The organism is Psychrobacter sp. NPDC077938 (genome assembly GCF_044542635.1).
GTDB lineage: Bacteria > Pseudomonadota > Gammaproteobacteria > Pseudomonadales > Moraxellaceae > Psychrobacter.
Genome location: NZ_JBITUW010000009.1, coordinates 18,625 through 41,286, shown reverse-complemented (window position 1 = coordinate 41,286; position 22,662 = coordinate 18,625). Strand labels below are relative to the sequence as shown.

The following is a 22,662-nucleotide window of genomic DNA, read 5'->3' as shown; positions in this document are numbered from 1 at the left end:
ACTCAAATACTCAAATACTCAAATACTCAAATACTCAAATACTCAAATACTCAAATACTCAAATACTCAAATACTCAAATACTCAAATACTCAAATACTCAAAATTAGGATTGCTCTATGAAAGTCATTGCTGTGTTGAATCAAAAAGGAGGCAGTGGCAAGACAACTATTGCCACTCAATTAGCTCGTGGCTTGCAGCTGCAAGGACATAGTGTATTGCTAGTAGATAGTGACCAGCAGGGCAGTGCACGTGATTGGCGAGCTGTAGATGAAGATAATCCAGTACCAGTGATAGGTCTCGATAGACCTACGCTTGATAAAGATCTAAAAAATGTCTCTGATAAAGAGTATGTGGTGATTGATGGTTCACCACAAGCAACTAGTTTGGCTTTATCTGCAATTAAAGCAGCTGATTTTGTATTAATTCCTGTACAGCCTAGCCCATACGATGTTTGGGCGACTAGCGATTTAGTAGACTTAGTAAAGCAGCGTATAGAGATGACTGACGGTAAACTAAAAGCAGCCTTTGTAGTGTCTAGGGCAATCCAGAATACTAATATTGGTAAGGAAGTGGCTTCAGTTTTACTAGAGTACGGTCTACCTGTGTTAGATAGTAGAATTATGCAGCGTGTAAGTTATCCAAATAGCGCAGCATTAGGCAAGACCGTATTTGATACTGAGTCAGTGAACAGTAATGCAGTACAAGAAATGACGGTATTGGTTAATGAAGTTAAAACATTTTTTGATAAGGAGTAAATGATGAGCTTAGCAGCAGGTCGTCCCAGTAAGAAGGTAAAAGATGAGTTATCTTTGTCAGACGTGACCGATAGTCCTCAAAAAACGGCACGAGTAAACTTTAACATTGACAAAGATAAGTATATTGCATTCAAAAAGTTTGCGCTTGATAACCGAAAGACAGTGACTGAGCTATTAACTGAAATGATTGATGAGAAAATAGTTGAACGATAAATATCAGAAATGAAAAAATATTGGTTATCGGATTTTAGGGCTAATTTTTTACAACAACTATTCAGCCAGAATTTTTCATAATGACAGACTAATGACGAGTATTTTTATCATTGATCTGTTACTGTTAACCTATACGTATTTAGCGCCTTGCTGGCCTAAAAATTTGGATTAACCGTAGGACGGCGTGCTGGTCATTGTTGCGCTGACTTCATTATGTAGCTGAAGGTAAAAATGCTTGACGTTCATCCATCAAAGAAAAAAGCCATTGAGCACCACCAAGGCCCGCTATTGATCATTGCGGGCCCGGGATCTGGGAAAACTTATACCCTAGTTGAGCGCATCATGAACCTGATTCATGTACATAGTGCAAAACCAGAACAGTTGCTTGTTGTTACTTTTACAGAAAAAGCGGCGCAAGAGCTGAAGACGCGTATTTCTAATCGCTTGTTAGAGTTAGGGGCTTTGTTCAATGTGAACGAGATGTACTTGGGGACATTTCACTCGATATGTTTGCGCATTCTCGAAGAGTATCGCGATTTCACGCGACTTAAGCGCAGTTTTGTGCTTATGGATCAGTTCGATCAGCAGTATTTTTTGTATCAAAGACTACGCGATTTTAAAGATATCGAGGGCATAGAACATATTCAAGGTGAGCACAAGATTCCTGCATGGGCAAAGTCTGAGAATCTGCTTGGTTGGTTGAATAAGGCGTCAGAAGAGGTTCTTGATATCGACCAACTGGTTGCTTCACCAGATGAAGCGATTTCTGCGCTTGGCGAGGCATACAAGGTTTATCAAGGGCTTTTATTGAGTGAGAACGCCTTAGATTTTTCCTGTATTCAACTTGAAACACTCGTGCTTCTACAGCAGCATCCGCATATCTTGGAAGAATTGACTACTAAAATTACTTATTTGATGGTCGATGAATATCAAGATACCAATACCATTCAAGAGCACTTACTGCAGCTATTAATGGGATCCAAGCGTAATTTGTGTGTAGTAGGAGATGACGACCAAGCTCTCTACCGCTTCCGTGGTGCAAGTGTGCGTAATATCCTAGAGTTTCCTGCTCAGTTTGCTCCGAATGAGTGTGAACAAGTAAAACTATCGATTAATTATCGTTCGCACCCTGATATTGTTAGCTTTTACGACTCCTATATGGGAGATAAGCCTTGGCTACGCGAAGGTGTTAATTATCGTTATGCTAAAACAATACGTCCGCGTGAGGGTGAATTTAAAGCAGGGCCTACCGTCGTCAGCGCGATCACACCAGAAGGTGATGATTGGCATGAAGATGTTTATCAAATGCTCATGCATCTAAAACAAAACGGTAGACTGACGGACTGGAATCAAGCGGCATTTTTATTTCGTTCCGTGAAATCAGATAAGGTTCGAGCACTTGCTCAGTCTTTAGAAGAGAAAGGCATTCCGGTTTATTCTCCGCGTGCGAATCTATTTTTCGAGCGAGAAGAAATCTGTTACATGTTAGGTGCGTTTAATTTGGTTTTCCCTATGGTGATGGCCGAGCGTAAGAAAAAAATAGCTGATGGACGTAAGCTCCCTATATGGGATTATTATACCAATCATTGCTTAGCACCGTTTATAGCCAAGTTAAAAGAACCAGAACAAGCAGATTTGCTCAGATGGTGCCAGCAAAAAGCGAAAGCGCACATAGGTCTAACCAAGAATGCTGATTCAGCTTTTCTCGGCCTGTTTTATGAGTTATTGCAGTTTCCTTTATTCTCAAACTACCTTGAACAACACAGCGGCAACGAACGCGCTCAGCGTAACCTTGCTCAGCTAAGTCGAATGCTTGGTAAGTTTGAATATTTGCACCGAGTCAGTGTTCTGAACCCCAAATACTTACTGTCTAACCTAACGTCCTTATTTGATAATTTTCTAAAATTTTTATTTGAAGGGGGGATAGATGAATACGAAGATATGTCCGAATATGCACCATCAGGATGCGTGTCCTTCTTAACCATTCACCAGTCTAAAGGATTAGAATTTCCGATTGTTTTTGTCGGTTCACTTGAAGGTGTTCCGCGCAAACAATACACAGACCTTGATGAGATTATTGAACATCAATACATGGCCAAGCCTCCCTTTGAGCCACTAGATGACACTAAGTATTTCGATTTTTGGCGTTTGTTCTATACTGCTTTTTCGAGGCCGCAAAACTTATTGGTCTTAACAGGGCAAGAAAAATCAGGGCATGGCAAGACACCTTCCAGACATTTCACGGATTACACCACAAAGCTACCTTACTGGCGCGATGTGAAGCACAAGCTTGCTGAAATAGAGTTTGAGCAAGTAAAAGATGTGAACATCAAGCATGAGTATGCCTTTACCTCTCACATTACCTTGTTCGAGACCTGCGCAGAGCAATATCGATTATTCAAAGAGCTCGAGTTCCAACCTGTAAAGGCAAGTCCAATGCTATTCGGTACTTTAATTCATGAGACGCTAGAAGATGTCCATAAGTCGGCGATTCGTGGTGAAACTGAGCTGCTAACGAAAGATAAGATTGAAAGCTGGTTGCTTAATAACTATCAAAACTTAGCCAATCGTGAACGTATGTATTTAGGAGAGTCGACATTAGGCGCGGCACTAAAACATGTGATGCGTTATGTTGAGCGAAAGGATAATGATTGGTCTGATATAAAAGAAACAGAGGTGGATATTTCGTTAGTCAAAGAACGTTATGTGTTAACCGGTAGCGTCGATTTGATTAAAGGGGAAGGAGATAGCGTTGAAATTGTTGATTTCAAATCAGAGCGTAAGCCAAATATGGAAAAAGATCGAGAGCGTATCTTACATCATCAGCGTCAGTTAGAAATTTATGCGCATTTGGTGGAAGCAAACACTGATTACAAAGTCAGTAAGATGCACTTGTATTTTACTGGCGAAACAACCGGCTTACCGACCATTAGCTTTAATAACAATACCTCAGCAATTGGTCATACTATCCAGCAATTTGATAGTATTGTCGACAGAATTGAAAGCAAAGACTTTTCACTTAAAGCGCGACCAGATAAAACCTGTGTAGATTGCAGCGCACGCGTCTATTGCGACCGAAAAAATTGGACATTTTGTGCTTAGTTTTAGCTAAGTAATACGAACATCAAGAGAATAAATCATGTCAAACGACCAGACCAATATAGAACACTACGAATTTGAGCCGATCAAAGGCTATCCTATGCTGAACTGGAAAGGCAAACGCCCTTTCCGTTCAACACAATACTTCCCCGCTCAACTCAAAGAAGCCTATGGCCAAGAAGACGATTCAGGTTGGATTAATAAGATTTTCTGGGGCGACAATCTTCAGGTGATGAGCCATTTGCTTAAAGAGTTTCGAGGTAAAATTGATTTGATTTATATCGATCCGCCTTTTGATTCAAAGGCGGACTATAAAAAGGTTGTTAGTTTAAAAAAGCAAAGAGTTACTAATGATTTAATGTCTTTTGAGGAAAAACAGTATTCTGATATTTGGTCTAATGACGACTATCTTCAATTCATCTATGAACGAATCGTACTGATGAAGGAATTATTGAAAGATGAAGGGATTTTATCTATTCACTGTGACTGGCATAAAGGTCACTATATCAGAGCAATTTTAGATGAGGTATTCGGTCCTCAAAATTTTGTTAATGATATTATTTGGCAAAGAACGGGAGCTCACAACGATGCAGACCGTTTTGGTATTGTCCACGATTATATCTTTGTATATAGCAAGTCTACGAAGCACCCTTTCAACCCTGTTCATGTGCCTCTTTCCGAAGAGCATGTCAGTTCTCGTTTTAAGCTGGAAGATAAAAATGGTAGGCGTTTTTTTGCAGGGCCAATAACAGCCCCAGGGCCTGGGCCAGACCGAATTTTTGATGGAGTCAGTATATCTCCACCTGCAAATAGACACTGGAGTTACTCTCAAGAAAAAATTGATGAACTGATTGTAGAAGAGAGAATTTATTATAGTAGTACTGGTACTCCATACTTAAAGCAATACATGGATGAGTACGTTAAGAAAGGACGTCGAGTTCAGTCGATATGGACTGATATTCTGCCTTCAAAAACTGGTAGCGAGTTAGTGGGTTACCCAACTCAAAAACCAGAGAAGCTTCTTAATAGATTAATTGAAGCATACAGCGAGCCAGGTTGCCTTGTTTTTGATTGCTTTATGGGATCTGGTACAACACTTGCGGTGTCTAGTAAGCTAGATAGGAAATTTATAGGAGCTGACATAAACTTAGGTTCAATTCAATTGACAACAAAAAGACTAGCAAGAATTGGCTCTAATTTTGAAGTGCACAATGTAAATAACTACGAGATTTTCCGTAATCCGGTAGAAGCAAAAGAGTTACTCATAGAAGCGCTAGAAATTCAAAAGCTCGATGCAACTTCAGTCTACGATGGTGAGAAAGACGGTTATAAAGTTAAAATCATGCCGGTTAATCGTATTGCTACTAAAGAAGATTTGAATGAGCTAATCGCAAACTTGCCTTACAGACAATTTGAGTCGCGTAAAGAAGCCAACCCAAACCAACCAGTGGAAGAAATCATGCTGATCTGCATGGGCCATGAGCCAAGTTTAGGTGCCACACTTGAAAATGAGTCAGGATATAAACTTAAGGTTCAAGTGGTCGATATTCTACGCGACAAATCTGACCTAACGTTCAAGTACGATTCAGAAGCTGCCATTAAAATAGAAGGTAACAAGTTGGTTGTTGAAGCCTTCTATCCACGTAACTTGCTTCAAAAGCTTAGCCAACAAAGAGATGATGTGGAAGAGTGGCGCGAGATGGTAGAGTCCATAATGATCGACTGGAACTTCGATGGCGCGGTTATGGAACCCGTAGTAATCGATATCCCACCTAAAGATGAGTTCGTCATCGGTGAATATGATGTCCCAGAAGGGGCTAGCAACATCAAAGTGAAGATCACTGACTTACTTTCGGAATCTTACGAAGAGGTGATCGTTCATGGCTAAGAACGCCCAAGATAACTTCGAGTTAAATAACTCGTTTTACGTCCACTTGCATGAATTCTATAAAATACATCGTGGCACCATACGTAAAAATTACACTCGCCTAAGTAAAGCCTTCTTAGATTTCAATGAGCCATCGCGCCCCGGTAGTTTTTTACGTGTGCCCCAGTTCGAAGCTCTAGAGATCTATGTGTTCCTAAAGGAGTTCTTAGATAACAAACCCGTCTTCCAACTATTTGAAGATTGGTATACAAGCCAAAGTAAATTTGCAGAGCGCGTATCCGGCATCAGCACCGTAGATGGCCAGATTATGCAAGGGGATATGTTCTGGGAGATGTCTGAAAAAGACTACAAAGGCATTTTCAAAAAGATGAAAGCCAGCAACGATGGCCGCCTTTACCCGAACTACATTTTCGCCCTGACCATGGGTACCGGAAAAACCATTCTCATGGCCACTTGTATATTCTATGATTTCTTAGCTGGTAATAAAAAAGGTAAAGATGAGCGTTTTATTCAAAACGCTCTGATTTTTGCCCCAGATAAAACGGTATTACAGTCTTTGCGAGAAATAGAATCCTTCGATCATTCTAAAGTCGTGCCGCCGGAGTACATGCCAATTGTTGCGGAATTCAAATTCCACTATCTCGAAGATGCTGGTGTCTCTCTTAATACCATGGACGGCTCTAAGTTCAATATAATCGTATCGAATAGCCAGAAAATCATTTTACGTCGCGACAGCAAAGGTAAGTCGACGGTAGATAAGCTCTTCAGCTCCGGCAAAGAGATGTACCAAGGTCTTGGTGATGTAGAAGATGAAGCGATGGCAATGCTTGGCCTAGACGATGATTCTATCGCTGCCGCGCCTCAAGATGAAGCAGATCTTGTGACTAACCAACGTTTCGAGAAAATTAAGCGGCTTCCTCAGTTAGGTATCTTTGTTGACGAAGCCCACCACGCATTTGGTGCAAAGCTTGCCAAAGATATGGGTATAAAAGCCGATAATACGGCGAACTCGTTGCGTAAAACCATTGATGAGTTGGCGATAAATTTGAAACAAGCCGGAACTCGAGTGGTGGGTTGTTATAACTACACTGGTACACCTTATGTAGGTAAAGACGTTTTACCAGAAGTGGTCTATGCCTATGGATTGCGCAAGGCGATTGATAACAATTACTTGAAGCAAGTTAAGCTTAATGGCTATAGCAATACGCGCCACGAGGAGTTTTTAGAGATAGCCATCAATGATTTCTTAGCAAAGGCCGATGAGATTGGACGCCCTGAGAATATACTACCGAAGATGGCAATTTTTGGTACGACTGTCGAAGAATTGACGACTGAAATTCGTCCGGCTGTAGAAAAGATACTAGCGAAGCACGGCATATCTTCTGACCGTATATTGATTAACGTCGGTGATGCGAAACATACCACCGATGATGATATCCGCGAATTCAACCGTCTAGATAGCCCGAACTCAGAAAAACAGTTCATCCTGCTGGTCAATAAAGGCCGAGAAGGTTGGAATTGTCGCTCTCTATTTTCAGTTGCGCTTTATCGTGAACCAAAATCTAAGGTGTTCATACTTCAAGCGACTATGCGTTGTTTACGTGCCATAGGTGACAGACAGCATGTTGGCCACATTTATCTTACTAAAGAGAACATGGCACTTTTGGATAAAGAGCTTCAAGCGAACTTCCGTATCTCAACGGATGAACTTAAAGAACCTGATCCGAACAAGGAAACGGTACATGTAAGAGTTGAGCAGCCGAGTATCAAAGTGCCAATCAAACGTGTTCGTCGTCAATTCAAGTTAATTGAAAAAGAAGATTTAAAAGATGGGTATAAGCTAGGGCTTGATGAGGTTGTTCTTGATGACTATCGACTTATCCATGAGACCCAGCAAGGGCTATTAATGCCTGATGATATTGGAACTGTGAAAAATCGTGCTCGAGAAGACCTTTCTTTCCTAAAGGAGCAGCGTACTTTTACCAAACTGTCATTAGTTGCTGATATAGCTCGATATATTAATAAGCCTTGTTTAGAAATTGAAAAAATTATCGCAGCTACAGAAGAAGGCTTTGACGGTATCTTAGAGTTGGTGAACAAGTTCAATGAAGTACTGTACGACCAAGTGATTCCGCGCCTTTTTAAAGCGATGTACGATATAGAATCGGAAAGTGTTACTGAAGAGTTCGAAGTTGACTTAGTAAAAGAGCCACCTATAGACCCTGGGTATTATCCGGTAACCGTCTCTAAAGATAAGATTATTAGAAAATCATCTTTAGCACTTGCAGAATTAACAGGGAAAAGTTTCCATCTAGACAACTATTGTTTCGATTCAAATCCAGAACGTCAATTTTTCTGGGATATGTTACACGATAAACAAGTTGATAAGATTTGGTTTACAGGGATGCTAACGCATGGCCAAAGTGACTTTGTGATTCATTACGTAGACACAGAAACGCAGCGCGTACGTAGTTATTACCCTGACTTCCTGATTAAAAAACAAGATGGTTCTTATGTAATGGTAGAAGTCAAAGGTGAGCACATGATTGACTCTCAAAACGTAAGAGATAAGAAAGACGCCGCAGAACTCATGGGCGTAGCGTCAGGTATTGGCTACGAAATAGTTACGGGTAAATCCGCAGACTCAGGAAGCTATGATCGAGCCTTTTTAAACTAATTTAGATTTTGGCGTTGGGGGTGTAAACCAGCTCCTTAACTTTTCTACAATAAAATTCAACCGTGCAGGATTTTTTAATTAGTATTCATAATACGCAACTAGAACGTTGATCAATAGAGAGAAGTGTCCATATAAGTTGATTACAACCTATATGGACAATGACTAGAAGCCTAGACCTACTTGTTCAGGGGTTGAAAGCCTTCCATTTGATTCTTTCAGGTTACTAGGTAAAGAACTCTCTATATCCTTTGGGTTAATTACTATGGCTTGTGGACCATCTTCCTTTATAATTTGTCGATTTAAATCGTACTTAGGATTGTTCTGATAGTCTTTGTTATATATTACAGCACGCTTAATATCATATTCTTTAGCTTTCTCCATAGCATGACGGGAACCACTGTCTGGTTTAGGATTATTGGGATCGAGGCTTGTTTTACTATAACTCGCACTCAATACCACCAAATCACTGAAAAGTGCTTGCAGACGATCTCTTTTTACATATCTACCCGCTTGTTCTCTAAAATTCGCAGATGAAGGTGACGTTAAATACTCAGTAATTAGCAAACCTTGGTTTTCGACAATTTCACGAGCTAAACCTATATTTTGAGCTGGTAAGATGTTGTTTAGAGGGCTAGGTAAAATGGCCACTGTTCGAGCGTTTAATGCTAGCGCCTTTCTATGCGAGATGCTATCACAGCCATCTGCTAAGCCACTGACAATTGTGGCATCCTGTTTTTTAATGAACTTCTCAACTACTCGGTTTTCATCAACCTCAGTTTCTTTATCCGGATTGAGCACACCAATAACAGCAACATTATAATTATCAGGAGATAGTAAATCCAAATCTCCTTTGTAGAACAAGAAGCTTGGGATATCACCTTTTTTCTTTAGTTCTCGACGAAGAATAGGGTAGCTATCATCGCCTATCGCTACCACACCATCACAACTATCGCCTAAATTCTCAACTAAATGCTCAAGCCTAGCCTTCATTTTTAAAAAAGCTTGCTCTGTTATGCTGGTATCCTTTGCCGAAATGAGTTCTACGATAGCCTCATAAGGAATCTTGGCTGTTAGATTATTATTTAACCATGCCTCTCCTATACCTTTAAAAGTGCGAGCTGTTAAAACATTTAAAGCATGATCTGTTATTTTCATTGAAAGCCTACTTGTAAAAATATATTTATTTCAATAATTTAGTTACGATTTGCAGCAAAAACTATTTCGTCTGGGAGGTCATCTGGAAACGTATAGTGTGGTACACGAGCAATGCTAAAAAAAGTAACGTCCTTCGCACCACAATCTAATAGACATTGAATAGCATCTTCGTCTATATTGACATTTTTTGTATAAATATCATCAATTAATAGTACGTGTTTTCCTCTTACTTTTTCCGAAATATCACAAGTATCTCTAGTAATACCGATATAAGGCATACTGCCACCTCCACCGCCTATTGAACTACGAGATAAGTGAGTGGTACAGGTATCAGTATGACGAACTATAAAGTCGCTACCATCCACTAATTTATTCTTCGAATGTATGACCAACGGAATTATTTCTCTAATAGCTTCAGCAAACTTTAACTGTGTGCCATTGTAGGTATTGAGGTTTTTTGACCTAGGTACGACACATATAGTGACTTCATCATCTTCTATATTAGATAGTATGCTTGAAAGTTCATTTGCAAGATTGAACTTAACTGAGTTTTTAGCAGCTAATAATTTAGATGGGTACTCATTACCAAACGTGTTTTTTAAAATATTAAGATAGTTAGGGTTACTAGGTTTATTAAGCCCATAATATGCACAGCGATAGAATGATTTTATATCTTTGTTCAAATACTCGTTTTTTACGATGGTGTATTGATTCACGTCTTAATCCTCGCTTATAAGCTGATCTTGGTTATGTTTTTATTTGGTATTCCAGCTATATTGGCGTGGAGTACTTCATTCTCATCATCCTCAAAAACGAGAACCTTTGTAGAGCAAATATTGATTTCATTAAGTGCATATTGATACTTATTGTGTATATCCTTGCAAAAAAAGATTTTATCGAACAATTTAGCGCAGTTGTGATGATCAAGAAGCTGAATAACCCTTTCAGGAGAAGCTTTAGTTACTAAACATACCTTAGTAGTGTTCTTATTACTAATTAAGAAATTAATTAGCTCTTTATTAAGGTAGGTATGATCTAAAAACTGTGAGTTATACCCAATCTTTTCTTTTTGGATTTTTTCGGCTAATACCTCATCAGTGCAGTACTTATCAACCACTTCTTTAGTGATTCTTTTTACTACAGGAATTTTTATGTATGGCATGTAGGAATCAATTGCTTTTTTATAAGCTGAATTATTAGCTTGGTCAGTATGAATCAAGGTGCCATCCAAATCGGTTAATATTGCTTGAATATTGTTCAATATATCGTGCCTCATCAATAAGTACAGGCTAGCTTAGTGTATGGTCTATATCTATTCTACGAACTGTACCTACCTACTTTGGAATATCCTGTCTTTTAAGTAATATTGCATCAAAATCAATGTAATTACTAACCTTTAAAATATTTTCACTCTCTAGAACTTCAATACAACTACCTGAAACCATATTTTTTAGTTCGCTATCGTGCTTATCATACTGTTCATCCAATACATGCTTAATGAGGTCTATATTTCTGGAATCTTCAAGCAGGTAGTTTGCTAAATACGAAGATAAGCTACTAGTGAACATATTTATGACTGACTCTTGAGTGACAGTGCTAACGGTTTCTACCATGGACGTTATTTCAGCCGGTGTTCTTACTGAGATAGTTGAGTAGTGCTCGTCGTTAGTGGCTTTTTGTGCCTCATGGAATTTTTCAAATAGTGAAGTCATTAGTGTTTCCTAGTTATTTATAAAATATTTACTTATTACCGACTTTAAAATTAGGTTATCCTTGTTGTATCTTCGCCTTACTTCTATCAAGTAATTCTTTCAGGTTCTTCAAAGACTGTTCTGCTTGGCCTGATTTTAACCCCTCATTCAAGACATGCATTTGGTTTTCCAACAAACTCTCTGGATGGACAATGCTACGACTGATATTCCATAATTCCCACGAGAAATTTTTATTAGATTTAGTACTATTCTTACTTAGAAATTCAGCATATTCAGTTATGAGTAGTGCCTCCTCACTTGAGCACTGTCGCAAAAAATCTTTCAACGTTTCTTCAATAAAATCATTGATGATCTGTGAGCGAGACACGCCATTGCGTTTAGCAATCGCATCAATAATTAACAAATCAAGATTGTTAAACCTCATATTAAACTTTCTAAATTCCGGCTTATCAAAAGCTGTGGTTGACTCTTCCAACTTATCAAAAGCCTCTTCATGAAATTCGATTTTTAAACTCATAGATCTTGCCTTTATATTGATAACAAATAATTATGGGTATTTGAAACTACTACTGTTTTGTATATATTTTATACGGATACATTGGTTGCTAACCTTTTTCGAGTCGCTTCATAAGGTCGAGCAGACTGTTATATAAGCCTTCTACTTCAGCTTTCTTTAAAACGACCTTGTCTGAATTTTTTATATCCGTTCCACAGCTTAATGCTAGAGCAACCACTGGACTAGAAATATTGCGTTGTTTTTGTCGAACTTGGCAATGTTTAGTAGCTTTCATAATAATACTCCTTGGTAGTTTTAATATTTATTCAAATTATTACTTTTATAATAGTTAATAACATACTTTTAACTTACTCATGCCAGGCTTTCTATTCATAGAGTTGTTATGATAGGTTGTGACAATATTATCTTCTGCAACTATCAAAGTAATTCCACCGGTTCTTCTTAAAAATTCAATATCTTTAAGAAGCTTTTTTAGCTTCTTTATTGCCGCCTTGCTTTCCTTTGGTGTCATTCCTTGTATATCCTGCCCTAAACCACTTGCCTTAAGGATTTTATCAGTATATTTCAACGTATTACTATTCATAATAGGACCTATAAATTTCAAGAAGATAGTTTCTATTGATTGAACAACCTATGGATTACAGTATGATACATACTAATATAATAGTCAATATATGAATAAATATAAATTCAAATAATAAATAAATTTTTAAGAGAGCTAGATATCCAACTCTCTGAACCTATCAATAGACTATACCCAAAACATAAAACTTCTAAACGATAACCTATCTATCATTTGACTTTTATTTGATATTAAATGATAGTAATATCTTGCTATTATCAATGAACATCAATTATTAAGTCTAACTGATACAAAGAGGTATTATGACCGTTCGTATTTATGTGAGAGCCAGCACTAAGGATCAAGACGCTACTAGAGCATTAATAGATTTGGTTGCCTTCAGTAGCCGCTATGGTGATAGCTATGTTGATTACGTTGAGCACTTCAGTGGTACAAAGCTCGATAGACCAATCTTAGCTAAGTTGCTAAAGGACGCCGAGCAAGGCGATATTTTATTGGTTGAAAGCGTGGATAGATTAAGCAGACTATCTCAAGATGATTTTTCGATTCTAAAGCAGCGTATTAAAGATAAGGGCTTACGATTGGTGGTGGCTGATCTACCAACCACACATACGATGAGTGACGGTATGACAGGTGAGATCCTAAAAGTGATTAACGATATGCTGATCGATTTATTAGCGACCATGGCAAAGCTTGATAATGACAAGCGTAGAGAGCGCATTAAACAAGGATTGGCCAACAGTGGCTATAAACCCACTGGTAAGAAAGCCAATACCGCAAAACACAATCGTATTAAAGCATTGGCTAGTCAAAACAATATGACAAAAGAAGAGATCGCTAAGGCGGTTGGTGTTGGCGTAGCTACCGTTTATCGTGTCTTAAAGCAGGTCAATAGCTGAGGTATTTTAAATATCGACTCAACGTGACCTTTGGTCTTGATTTAAAGGCATCGCAACGTCATAAGAAAATCGTTTTAATGCAATAAGGCTTTATAATAATCATTATATTGCATTCATAATTGTTTTTGCGCAAAATGGCTTATCTATAATCGCTTGAGCCACTCATGATGAATACCCCTATCTCAGATCCTATTGGCGCAGCATGGCTTGTCCGTTATGCCAGCATAGAGCTGGTTTCGCCTTTATATGTCAGCAGTAGTATCGGTGGGCGCAGACAAACCTATAAAGACGGTGACGTCATTCATAACGCTTATCAGGAAACCGCACGTCCACTGGACACTATCATTGCGCACTTACAGTTTCACATGCGTCATGAAGTACTGAATTTAGAGTTACTGGTTCGTCTATTTGAGCAGATAGGGGCAAATGACGTGCAAGCATGGGTAAACGCTGAGCCGACAGGCAGCTATGCCCGTAGAATGGCTTTCTTGTATGAGTGGCTCATGGATAAGCATTTAGAGGTACCGAGTAATATAGGCGGTAACTATGTGGATGCTTTGGATACCAAGAAGTTGGTTACTTCAAGTCCTTCGCAGGTCATCAAGAACGCTCGCTGGCGTATCAATGACAATCTAGCAGGAACCCGTCATTTCTGTCCGATGCTGGTAAAAACAGAGGCCTTTACGCAAGCAGCTGCACTCGATATTGCCACAATGGTTGACAAACTTAACGATGAATTTGGGCAAGACTTACTGATGCGCGCCTCCGTATGGATGACCCTACGAGAGAGTAAAGCCAGCTTTACTATAGAAGGTGAGGGAAAAGAGTTAAAACGCATTGAACGTTTTGCCGATGTGATGGCACGGCGTACCGGCACCGGTGACATTCCGCTTGATCCTGAATCACTAGCAGAGTTGCAACAAGAGATACTCGGTAGCAAAACGGTTATCCAGCAGTATGGTGTCCGTCAATCACCAGTTTTTGTGTCGCATACTCAGGTCAATGGCTTTAAAGAAATTGTGCATTATATTGCTCCACCAGCTGATGACATTGCTGATAAGTTAGAAGGATTACAGGTATTTATGGAAAAGACTGAGGGACAATCAGCACTGATGCGTAGTGCGGTTGCCTCCTTTGCCTTTGTATATATTCATCCGCTGGCGGATGGCAATGGCCGTGTACATCGCTTTTTAATTAATGACGTCCTCAGGCGAGACCAGGTCATTCATGAGCCGATTATCCTACCTATATCACAAGCCATTGCCGAGCATCCCTCAGACCGGCATGCCTATGATAAGATTTTAGACCGTGTCTCTGTGCCGCTCATGAAGCAAATCCGTGATCATTACAGCTTTGATAAACAGGCAGTTACCTACCCTGATGGTATTCGCTCAAACTTAAATTTTGGAAATACTCACCTGATTCAACCTGCATGGCGCTTCATGGATCTAACGCCTCACGTTCAGTACTTATCAGGACTGATTGCTCATGTTATTGAAAAAGAGATGCATAACGAGTCACAGTACCTAAGAAAGCATGACCATGCACGACTGGCGATAAAAGAGATTGTTGAGATGCCCAACAGCTATGCCGATAGAATCATTCGCAGCATGCTACAAAATAAGGGTGCTAAAAGTAATAAGCTACTGAAGGATTATCCGTTTTTGGCAAATGATGAGGTTTGGGACGATATTTTCTCTATCGTTGTAGAGACCTTTAAAGATGAAGCAGATGGTTTGAATAGTTAGACGAACCCTGCTATACGCAGGAAAGTCTGCCTTGATAATCAAGCTCAAGCTAGTCTCAATATTATCGTTCCAATGATGATTCGTTTGTAAAACGATTCGGCGAAAATACCGTAGCCTGAAAAGTAATCAATATTTTTCTTGACCCTATTCAAGCTAATAAACTACTAAAAATAGAATATGTTAAAGGAACTTTGATAACAGATTACTTTTGTTTGACAAGAATTATTACAGCTCCTAAAATTTGAGTATTTGAGTATTTGAGTATTTGAGTATTTGAGTATTTGAGTATTTGAGTATTTGAGTATTTGAGTATTTGAGTATTTGTTTAGCTATAACAGCTATCAGCTGACGCGAACACTTAGCTGTAGCTTGTATTTCAGAATAGCTATGCCCAGATTTTAGGAGGCTAGCAATAATCTTACGCTTTTCGGTATCTTTCCTACGCCCTAAATATTTACCTTCTGTCTTAGCATGAGCAATACCTTGCACCTGACGGTTATGTCGATCTTTATAGTCCTTTCTAGCAATAGCAGCGAGCATATCAAGCATCATCGAATTAATGGACTGTAATACGCTGCTCATAAATTCAGTGCTGCTCTCAGATTGAGGCGTCATATATGAGGTCGGTAGCTCTTTTGATACTACCCCAGATTCTTTTCTAATAGCATTCTTTTGAGAGTATCCCAATCAGCTTGGTTTAAACGTGCTAAGCGGTCAATCTGCTCTACCAAAATTATATCGCCTTCATAGGCATCATCGATCACTTACATTAACTGTGGACGTATTAAAGTTGCGCCTGATTCGTTTTCGACATAGAAGGCAGCAATTTTGTGGCCATGATCATTGGCAAATGCTATGAGCTCGCTTTTGGCACGCTTAGCATCTTGTTCTTTGGTTGAAGCTCGTAGATACGCTCTAATAAACATAAACACCTAAAATAGTCTGTTATAAGTGGTTCCATTATACCAGTCTGTTTTAAGTGGTCTGTTAATAGGTTTGAAGGGTGAAATAGGTGGTTCCCTTAGGGTATACCCTAGGATAATAGGAAATCCATCGCGGATGACAAAACCTGTTTAGCTTTTAAACAATACGGGTTTGTCGATAGTATGTAAGATAAGTTCGAAAAGTGACTAGAGTGTTAGATTATTCATACTGGGTCTGAATTAAAATTTTATTGTGATTAATTTCTGCTCAATGTTATTCATTTGTCGCCATGATGAGTGATGGCGGCTTGTGATTTAGTTAGGAAAAATAATCTTGAGTAATAAGGTACGTTTGTAGCATTTGCAGCAGGGCTTGTTCTAGGCTTCTTTACTTACACTTTCCTGTAAATTCTTTTTTAGTAAATGATCGAATATAAACGGGCCAAAAGGTAAGAGTGAGCCGAGTACGCCCGCAGGTATTGCCCAAAGAGGCATTTTCATTTTGATAGCTGAGCCTATAAGTATTATGATATAGGTAATAAACAATATACCGTGTGCCATACCGATGTATTTCACACCTTCTGGAATGTCCAGCATATATTTTAGTGGCATGGCGATACAGAGCAATAATAAGAAAGAGGTGCCTTCTAGGTAGCCTATAATGGTAAGGCTTTTTAATGCGGCACTTTGTTTTTTTCTAAGATTATGTATTTGTTTGATAGTTAGCTGAGCATGTGACACTATATTATCCTTTTGTTATTTCAATAAATAATTTAGGCGGTATTCAATGTCTTTATAATAATGGCCCTGTCCAGAGCTTTGAAGTACTGGTTTTTGTCATCTACCACTTAGCACGTCACGCCTTCGTCTAGCCACTTCAAAATCATCCTGCGTTCACTCGCATACAATTATGCATTGGGTTTTGGGATATAGAATGAGAGAGTATTTGTATTAATCATATATCACCTTCCAGTTCGCATTTTTATAAACACACTTGAGTATAAAAAGTATCTTTCCGTATAGAGCAGCTATGACGCTAGTTCTTTTTATTTGTACTGATCAATATTCACTTGTTTATTCATTACGCTTACTTTCCAAAAATATCATATCAATTATAATCAACGCTACACCGACACAGACACCTATATCTGCAACATTGAAAATAGGATAATTCCAGACATCAGCATAATGCACATGGATAAAGTCAACCACTTTGCCAATTCTTAAACGATCGATTAAGTTGCCAATCGCACCGCCAAGCACTAAGGCCAACCCCATAGACAATAGCTTGGCTGTACGTGGCGCTTTGATTAAATAAATCGTTAAAAAGATAGCCATTACAAAAGCTAAGCCTGAGAAAAACCATTTCTGCCAACCGCCAGCGTCGGCTAAAAAGCTAAATGCTGCCCCATAGTTATAAGCGAGTGTCCAGTTGAGAAATGGTTCAATGACCGGTACGGGGTCATTGAACGCTAATTTGGTTTGGGCCAACCACTTAGTCCATTGATCAAGTATTAACACCATTATCGCCAACAAATACCAGATAAAAGCGCGACTGCCATTGGCAACCATTTTTGGCATTTTATCCAACTTACCTTTAGGTGTTATCGAGTTGCCTGAAGTCACGTACATAGCTTTAGGCGTATGATTCATGGTTTTAGAGTCAATCGATTGATGAGTACTACTCACAGCTATAGGTACTTTATTGTCAGCAATATTAGTACTAGCCGATTCAACGCTATTCAATTTAGTACTATCTAATCTGTCGGTAGATTCAGTCATAGTTGTTTTCTTTATCTGTGTTTATACAATGAACAATGTTAAACGTATATGTTTTTGGTATACGACTATTAATCGCGCCACTTTTATAAACGGCTCCACTTACCGCTCTGGTGTTATGAAACTTACGGTAATAATTTTTTATTAGGGAATCTGTTGATTGATTTCAACATTAACCTGAGTCTGTTCAGCGCTAATCACTATAGGATTACCCGATAAGTCGCCTGACTCTGCTATGGCATTACCGCTATGACTAATACGAGCAACGACTGCTAACTGAGTTTTGTCACTACGAGCTGAATTTAACGTACGATCTGGCATCATCGCATCAAGATTGCTTAAGCGGATACTAGCCTCACCTTGCTTGATAATACTAATGGGTAAACGTTTGGCGGCAAACGGTGGACCTCCTTTAACGTCACGTATCGCAACAAACAACACATCATCAGCTTTCACTAACGGTAATAAATTAGCGTTAATTTTCACTGTCACGTCAATACCTTCTAGCGCTTGCTTTTCTTGCGTGCTAACGTAGTTGCTTAACTCATCTAAGCTTGCTAAAGCTTTAGTATGATCACCTGGTTTGGCCACAATGCTGCCTTGTAAGCGTTTAATCCAACCTTGCGCTTGGGCAAAGTTACTACTACGAGTCTCACCCATTGCCATGAGCATTTGAGCCCGTTCATGCTGCGGATTCTTAGCTAATATAGCTTGTAATACACGGCGAATATTGGCGTCTAACTGACCTTCATTAACGAAAAAGCTAGTCTGAGCATAAGTGGTGGCGATTTCTTCATTTTCAGGAGCTAAACGATAGGCACGAGATAAGGCTTCCAGCGCAGAGTCAGTTGCCTCCATAGATAAGAAAAGCTCGGATAGGCGCATCCAGCGATTAGGATCATCAGCATTACGATGAACATTGGTTTGCATGGCGCTAATCAGTTGACGACCATCTTCAAACGCCCATGATGGCGGCTTGTCAATTTTAGCTGTCAATAGGTCGTCAGCCACTTGTCCTACTTTGTCCTCAGCTGTCCACAAATCAAACACGGGCGTACGATTGCCTATTAGTAAATACGCCATTGCAGCCAATATTGGGATCCAAGCTGCGACAATTAAACGGCTTTTGACATCAGGGGTGACCATAGGTGTTATCTGACGCTGCACATCTAATAGCTGACGCTCCAGTTCCAGCTTTTGATTTTGATAATGGCTATTATTAATAGTACCGCTGTCTTTATCTGTTTGTAGCTCAGCTAAACGTTCGCGAAATACTGCAACATTAATATCTAGCAGTTGATTGTCTATTGGTTTGGACTGCAAACGCGGTGCTCGTAGCCATGGCATAATAGCAATCAGCGCAAATATAAGAGCAATCAGCAAGCTTAGAGTTACAAATAAGCCAAAAGTAGAAAATAGAGTCATTTTTTGTCCTCTAGGCTAGTAATGTCGTGGTCGACACTCTCAGCTTGCGATAATAGACGATCAAGCTCAGCCTTTTCCGTAGAGGTCAAGGCAGCAGTACTGTTCACTGTGACGCCGCTTTGACCACGGGCAACAACTTGGCGACGCTTACTTTGCCAAAACCAACCAATAATTAAGACGAGCAATAATAGTGGTGGAAAAAACCATAGGATCCATGTTGATGGTCGCATAGGCGGCTTGTAGCTAATAAAGTCACCGTAGCGCTCTTGCATATAGACGCGTATTTCAGCATCACTACGTCTATCTTTAATTAAATCATAGACTTTTTGCTTTAGATCCTGTGCAATCGGTGCATCAGAGGCTGCAAGGTTTTGATTTTGGCATTTTGGGCAGCGAAACTCTTCTATTAATCCACGATACTGAGCTTCTTGCTGTGGTGAGTCAAAATCGTATACGTCAATAGCTGCGTTTGCCGTCATGTTAAGCAGACACGCTAGTATTAAGCTTGCTAGTTTTAAAACTATATTGGGTTTTAGTTGAGGAGCTCTTATTCGAGTAACGTTCATTTGCACATCTCCTCAACCTGAATGAGATCAGGACTATCGTTGTTCTTATTAGCCTTATTAAGTACTGTCAGGCACGGCTTAACACGCTGTTGCCAATTGGCTTCATTAATCTCACCAACAATATGCTGACGAATGATGCCATCTCCATCCACAACAAAGGTTTCGGGCGCACCAGTTATGCCTAAGTCTAGAGCAAACTGACCCAATGAATCCTGAATAGACATAGAAAATGGATCACCGCCTTGGTTTAAGTAACTGAGCGCATTACCAATCTCATCCTTATAATTCACACCAACGATATCAACGCCGCGCTCTTCTAGTTGCATTAAAAACGGATGCTCAATAACGCAAGTTGGGCACCATGAGCCCCAAACATTAAGTAAAAACGGCTTATCCGGCAAATTATCATTGGTGATAGTACGGGTAGTATCTGCTAATAACGGCAGCTCAAAGGTAGGAACCGGACGCTCAAGAGCGGTATTGGTCACAATGTCTGTTGGTTTACCTAAGCGCATGTACAATATAACTACCAAACCAAAAAAGAGGATAAGCGGAATTAAGAACCATAGCTTCGTCTGCTTTTTTTTCATTGTCTTTGGGTTACGCTGCTTACTGTTTTGGCTATCTTTTTGCTCAGGAGTATTATTCGACATAGTCATTTATTTCTCCTTTAGTGTCGACATCGTCGATGCTGAGATTGCCTGTTCAATAGCTACCTCATTGACTCCATCAGTAGCCAGATCACCAGTAACTAGCAATGGAGCTTTAACTTTTTTGATGCGGTATCGTTTATCAAGCATACTAATTAATCCACCTAGAGCCATGATAATTGCCCCTAACCAAATCCAGCGAATTAATGGTTTTACATAAATCCTTAATGCCCATTGGTTACTACCATCGGCAATAGGTTCGCCCAGTGCGACATAAACATCGCGCATAAGACTGGGGTCAATAGCGGCTTCAGTCGTTGGCATCGTGCTGATAATATAAGTACGCTTTTCTGGAGTCAGTTTCGCCACTTCACGACCGTCTTTGGATACCACGACTTGCGCTTGCGTTGCATCAAAGTTACTACCCTTTATTTCAAAAAATTCAGTTACTTCAAAATCGTAACCTTGAACATTGACTGTATCGCCAATACCCATTGCTACGTCACGCTCAATACTCAGGCTACTAGTAAAGGCTATGCCAATGACAGCAACCAATACGCCAATATGAGCAGTCTGTTGACCCCAATAGCTCAGACGCAACTGCCGCAAACCGTTAAAAAGATTAGGCGCATTCTTAGTTTTATCTTTAAAATCAACTGCCATCCATAGCAGTGCCCAAAAGCTAACGGCTAAAGTCACACCAATATTAAGCATAGACGATGGATTAACAAAGTAAGTAATAATGGCAGCTAATACTAAGCTACTAACGGCGATGACCATGCCTATACCCAGTAGTGGACGGGTGTCTTTTTTCCAGCGAATATTTGAGCCCATACCCATAGCTATTAATAACAGCCACGTTAAAGGTACAAATAATGCATTAAAATAAGGAGGGCCAACGGACACTTGTCCTAAACCAAAGGCATCAGCGATAATAGGGTAAAGGGTGCCGAGCAGCACCACTAAGGTTGCAATCAAAATGATGGCGTTGTTGATCACTAAAAAGGACTCACGTGAAATCAGCTGATATTGACTTTCAACGGTTAAACGCCAACCTCGAACGGCAAACATTAATAGACCACTACCGATGATAATGCCAAGAATAGCTAAGATAACCAAACCACGCGTCGGATCAGCGGCAAACGAATGCACTGAGGTAAGGACTCCAGAGCGTACCAGGAACGTGCCAAGCAAGCTTAAGGCAAAGGCGAAAATAGCCAGCATAATGGTCCATGCTTTAAACACCCCGCGCTTTTCAGTGACTGCTAATGAATGCAGCAATGCTAAGCCGACAAGCCAAGGCATAAACGAGGCATTCTCTACCGGATCCCAAAACCACCAACCGCCCCAGCCAAGCTCGTAGTAGGCCCACCACGAGCCCAGTGCAATACCAATGGTCAAAAACCCCCAAGCCGCGAGCGCCCATGGACGTGACCAGCGTGTCCAAGCAGCATCTAAACGCCCTTCCCACAATGCCGCCATACAAAATGCAAAAGGTACTACCATACCCACATAGCCCATATATAACATGGGCGGATGAATAATCAGACCGAAATCTTGTAGGACAGGATTTAAATCAGCGCCATCGACCGCTAGATTGGGTAAGGTACGCTCAAACGGTGACGAGGTAAATATCAGCATCGTTAGCATCATTAACTGTACACCGGCCAAAATAACTAATACCCGCGCACGCATTGATAACGGCAAGCCGCGACTAAAGTATGATACCAGTGCACACCATGTGGCCATGATGGTCATCCATAGCAGCAAAGAGCCCTCGTGTCCGCCCCATGTCGCCGATAACTTATAGTACCAAGGCAACAGCGTATTGGAATGCTGCGCGACGTAACTGAGGCTAAAATCATTATAATAAAAACCTGCTATCAAAGCGCCAAATGACGTTATCATGGCGGCAAACTGTGCCCAAGCTAAGCTAGGGGCTAGTCGTTGCCAAGCAACTTGGTTATGAATAACACCAATAGTTGGCAGAATTACCTGCAATAACGCCAATACAAAAGCGGTAAGCAAGGCAAAATAGCCCAATTCTGTAATCAACATACGGTCTAACCTTA

Annotated in this window: 20 protein-coding genes and 1 pseudogene; 7 read left to right on the top strand and 14 right to left on the bottom strand. The window is 40.0% G+C overall.

The genetic code is table 11. The features are described from left to right. Nucleotides 1-117 precede the first annotated feature (117 nt). The 5 genes from parA to ACIGBM_RS13365 all read left to right on the top strand — a co-directional run bounded on the left by parA (nt 118) and on the right by ACIGBM_RS13365 (nt 8,633). Nucleotides 118-756: a ParA family partition ATPase gene (gene parA, locus ACIGBM_RS13385; RefSeq protein ID WP_114701984.1), complete on the top strand. Its 639-nt coding sequence runs from the start codon at nt 118-120 to the stop codon at nt 754-756. Then, nucleotides 757-969 carry a plasmid partition protein ParG gene (locus ACIGBM_RS13380; protein WP_114701983.1) on the top strand — a complete coding sequence of 71 codons (213 nt, stop codon included), beginning with the start codon at nt 757-759 and terminating at the stop codon, nt 967-969. A 231-nt stretch (nt 970-1,200) separates the two neighbouring features. Further along, nucleotides 1,201-4,071, top strand: a complete 2,871-nt coding sequence (locus tag ACIGBM_RS13375; protein ID WP_397478075.1) for an ATP-dependent helicase — start codon at nt 1,201-1,203, stop codon at nt 4,069-4,071. 37 nt (nt 4,072-4,108) lie between these two features. After that, nucleotides 4,109-5,956 (top strand): site-specific DNA-methyltransferase, encoded by a 1,848-nt coding sequence (locus tag ACIGBM_RS13370; protein ID WP_397478074.1) that lies wholly within the window; start codon nt 4,109-4,111, stop codon nt 5,954-5,956. Then, nucleotides 5,949-8,633, top strand: a complete 2,685-nt coding sequence (locus ACIGBM_RS13365; RefSeq protein WP_397478073.1) for a type III restriction endonuclease — start codon at nt 5,949-5,951, stop codon at nt 8,631-8,633. The genes ACIGBM_RS13370 and ACIGBM_RS13365 overlap by 8 nt, the downstream gene beginning before the upstream one ends. A gap of 162 nt (nt 8,634-8,795) precedes the next feature. Here the strand turns inward: ACIGBM_RS13365 and ACIGBM_RS13360 are convergent, their stop codons facing one another. The 7 genes from ACIGBM_RS13360 to ACIGBM_RS13330 all read right to left on the bottom strand — a co-directional run bounded on the left by ACIGBM_RS13360 (nt 8,796) and on the right by ACIGBM_RS13330 (nt 12,600). Then, the gene (locus ACIGBM_RS13360; RefSeq protein ID WP_397478072.1) at nt 8,796-9,788 is read right to left on the bottom strand and encodes a DNA-processing protein DprA; all 993 of its coding nucleotides are present in this window, start codon (nt 9,786-9,788) and stop codon (nt 8,796-8,798) included. Nucleotides 9,789-9,826: 38 nt separating this feature from the next. Beyond that, on the bottom strand, nt 9,827-10,504 hold the full coding sequence (locus ACIGBM_RS13355; RefSeq protein WP_397478071.1) for an amidophosphoribosyltransferase: 678 nt from the start codon (nt 10,502-10,504) through the stop codon (nt 9,827-9,829). 14 nt (nt 10,505-10,518) lie between these two features. Next, a complete protein-coding gene (locus ACIGBM_RS13350; protein WP_397478070.1) occupies nt 10,519-11,049 on the bottom strand; it encodes an HAD hydrolase-like protein in 531 nt (176 codons plus the stop codon). Between the two features lie 73 nt (nt 11,050-11,122). Further along, nucleotides 11,123-11,500: a hypothetical protein gene (locus ACIGBM_RS13345; RefSeq protein ID WP_397478069.1), complete on the bottom strand. Its 378-nt coding sequence runs from the start codon at nt 11,498-11,500 to the stop codon at nt 11,123-11,125. A gap of 55 nt (nt 11,501-11,555) precedes the next feature. Then, nucleotides 11,556-12,017 carry a hypothetical protein gene (locus ACIGBM_RS13340; protein ID WP_397478068.1) on the bottom strand — a complete coding sequence of 154 codons (462 nt, stop codon included), beginning with the start codon at nt 12,015-12,017 and terminating at the stop codon, nt 11,556-11,558. Between the two features lie 88 nt (nt 12,018-12,105). Further along, on the bottom strand, nt 12,106-12,291 hold the full coding sequence (locus ACIGBM_RS13335) for a hypothetical protein (RefSeq protein WP_397478067.1): 186 nt from the start codon (nt 12,289-12,291) through the stop codon (nt 12,106-12,108). A gap of 54 nt (nt 12,292-12,345) precedes the next feature. After that, complete coding sequence (locus tag ACIGBM_RS13330) at nt 12,346-12,600, bottom strand: hypothetical protein (protein WP_397478066.1); 255 nt, start codon at nt 12,598-12,600, stop codon at nt 12,346-12,348. Between the two features lie 302 nt (nt 12,601-12,902). On the opposite strand from ACIGBM_RS13330, the gene ACIGBM_RS13325 reads away from it, so the two are divergent. Next, on the top strand, nt 12,903-13,499 hold the full coding sequence (locus tag ACIGBM_RS13325) for a recombinase family protein (protein ID WP_114701980.1): 597 nt from the start codon (nt 12,903-12,905) through the stop codon (nt 13,497-13,499). Nucleotides 13,500-13,663: 164 nt separating this feature from the next. Beyond that, a complete protein-coding gene (locus tag ACIGBM_RS13320; RefSeq protein WP_114701979.1) occupies nt 13,664-15,247 on the top strand; it encodes a Fic family protein in 1,584 nt (527 codons plus the stop codon). A gap of 234 nt (nt 15,248-15,481) precedes the next feature. On the opposite strand, the pseudogene ACIGBM_RS13315 reads toward ACIGBM_RS13320, so the two are convergent. The 7 genes and pseudogenes from ACIGBM_RS13315 to ACIGBM_RS13285 form a co-directional block, all read right to left on the bottom strand. Further along, nucleotides 15,482-16,173 (bottom strand): annotated as a pseudogene (locus ACIGBM_RS13315) (recombinase family protein). A 375-nt stretch (nt 16,174-16,548) separates the two neighbouring features. Beyond that, nucleotides 16,549-16,911, bottom strand: a complete 363-nt coding sequence (locus ACIGBM_RS13310) for a DUF3817 domain-containing protein (protein ID WP_058023733.1) — start codon at nt 16,909-16,911, stop codon at nt 16,549-16,551. 333 nt (nt 16,912-17,244) lie between these two features. Continuing rightward, nucleotides 17,245-17,952, bottom strand: coding sequence for a signal peptidase II (gene lspA / locus ACIGBM_RS13305; protein ID WP_037026031.1), 708 nt, complete (start codon nt 17,950-17,952; stop codon nt 17,245-17,247). Nucleotides 17,953-18,093: 141 nt separating this feature from the next. Beyond that, nucleotides 18,094-19,374, bottom strand: coding sequence for a c-type cytochrome biogenesis protein CcmI (ccmI, locus tag ACIGBM_RS13300; protein WP_025643930.1), 1,281 nt, complete (start codon nt 19,372-19,374; stop codon nt 18,094-18,096). Further along, complete coding sequence (locus ACIGBM_RS13295) at nt 19,371-19,853, bottom strand: cytochrome c-type biogenesis protein (RefSeq protein ID WP_020443538.1); 483 nt, start codon at nt 19,851-19,853, stop codon at nt 19,371-19,373. The genes ccmI and ACIGBM_RS13295 overlap by 4 nt, the downstream gene beginning before the upstream one ends. An 83-nt stretch (nt 19,854-19,936) precedes the next feature. Continuing rightward, nucleotides 19,937-20,599: a DsbE family thiol:disulfide interchange protein gene (locus tag ACIGBM_RS13290; protein WP_379545049.1), complete on the bottom strand. Its 663-nt coding sequence runs from the start codon at nt 20,597-20,599 to the stop codon at nt 19,937-19,939. Further along, the gene (locus ACIGBM_RS13285) at nt 20,600-22,648 is read right to left on the bottom strand and encodes a heme lyase CcmF/NrfE family subunit (protein ID WP_379545051.1); all 2,049 of its coding nucleotides are present in this window, start codon (nt 22,646-22,648) and stop codon (nt 20,600-20,602) included. Between the last annotated feature and the right edge of the window lie 14 nt (nt 22,649-22,662).

What these genes read in the sequence shown, in the direction of transcription:
- ACIGBM_RS13335 (WP_397478067.1), bottom strand. Translation starts at nt 12,291, where the DNA reads ATGAAAGCTACTAAACATTGCCAAGTTCGACAAAAACAACGCAATATT.
- lspA (WP_037026031.1), bottom strand. Translation starts at nt 17,952, where the DNA reads ATGACTGAATCTACCGACAGATTAGATAGTACTAAATTGAATAGCGTT.
- ACIGBM_RS13365 (WP_397478073.1), top strand. Translation starts at nt 5,949, where the DNA reads ATGGCTAAGAACGCCCAAGATAACTTCGAGTTAAATAACTCGTTTTAC.
- ACIGBM_RS13295 (WP_020443538.1), bottom strand. Translation starts at nt 19,853, where the DNA reads ATGACGGCAAACGCAGCTATTGACGTATACGATTTTGACTCACCACAG.
- ACIGBM_RS13360 (WP_397478072.1), bottom strand. Translation starts at nt 9,788, where the DNA reads ATGAAAATAACAGATCATGCTTTAAATGTTTTAACAGCTCGCACTTTT.
- ACIGBM_RS13325 (WP_114701980.1), top strand. Translation starts at nt 12,903, where the DNA reads ATGACCGTTCGTATTTATGTGAGAGCCAGCACTAAGGATCAAGACGCT.
- ccmI (WP_025643930.1), bottom strand. Translation starts at nt 19,374, where the DNA reads ATGACTCTATTTTCTACTTTTGGCTTATTTGTAACTCTAAGCTTGCTG.
- ACIGBM_RS13380 (WP_114701983.1), top strand. Translation starts at nt 757, where the DNA reads ATGATGAGCTTAGCAGCAGGTCGTCCCAGTAAGAAGGTAAAAGATGAG.
- ACIGBM_RS13340 (WP_397478068.1), bottom strand. Translation starts at nt 12,017, where the DNA reads ATGAGTTTAAAAATCGAATTTCATGAAGAGGCTTTTGATAAGTTGGAA.
- ACIGBM_RS13290 (WP_379545049.1), bottom strand. Translation starts at nt 20,599, where the DNA reads ATGACTATGTCGAATAATACTCCTGAGCAAAAAGATAGCCAAAACAGT.
- parA (WP_114701984.1), top strand. Translation starts at nt 118, where the DNA reads ATGAAAGTCATTGCTGTGTTGAATCAAAAAGGAGGCAGTGGCAAGACA.
- ACIGBM_RS13320 (WP_114701979.1), top strand. Translation starts at nt 13,664, where the DNA reads ATGATGAATACCCCTATCTCAGATCCTATTGGCGCAGCATGGCTTGTC.
- ACIGBM_RS13345 (WP_397478069.1), bottom strand. Translation starts at nt 11,500, where the DNA reads ATGACTTCACTATTTGAAAAATTCCATGAGGCACAAAAAGCCACTAAC.
- ACIGBM_RS13375 (WP_397478075.1), top strand. Translation starts at nt 1,201, where the DNA reads ATGCTTGACGTTCATCCATCAAAGAAAAAAGCCATTGAGCACCACCAA.
- ACIGBM_RS13330 (WP_397478066.1), bottom strand. Translation starts at nt 12,600, where the DNA reads ATGAATAGTAATACGTTGAAATATACTGATAAAATCCTTAAGGCAAGT.
- ACIGBM_RS13285 (WP_379545051.1), bottom strand. Translation starts at nt 22,648, where the DNA reads ATGTTGATTACAGAATTGGGCTATTTTGCCTTGCTTACCGCTTTTGTA.
- ACIGBM_RS13370 (WP_397478074.1), top strand. Translation starts at nt 4,109, where the DNA reads ATGTCAAACGACCAGACCAATATAGAACACTACGAATTTGAGCCGATC.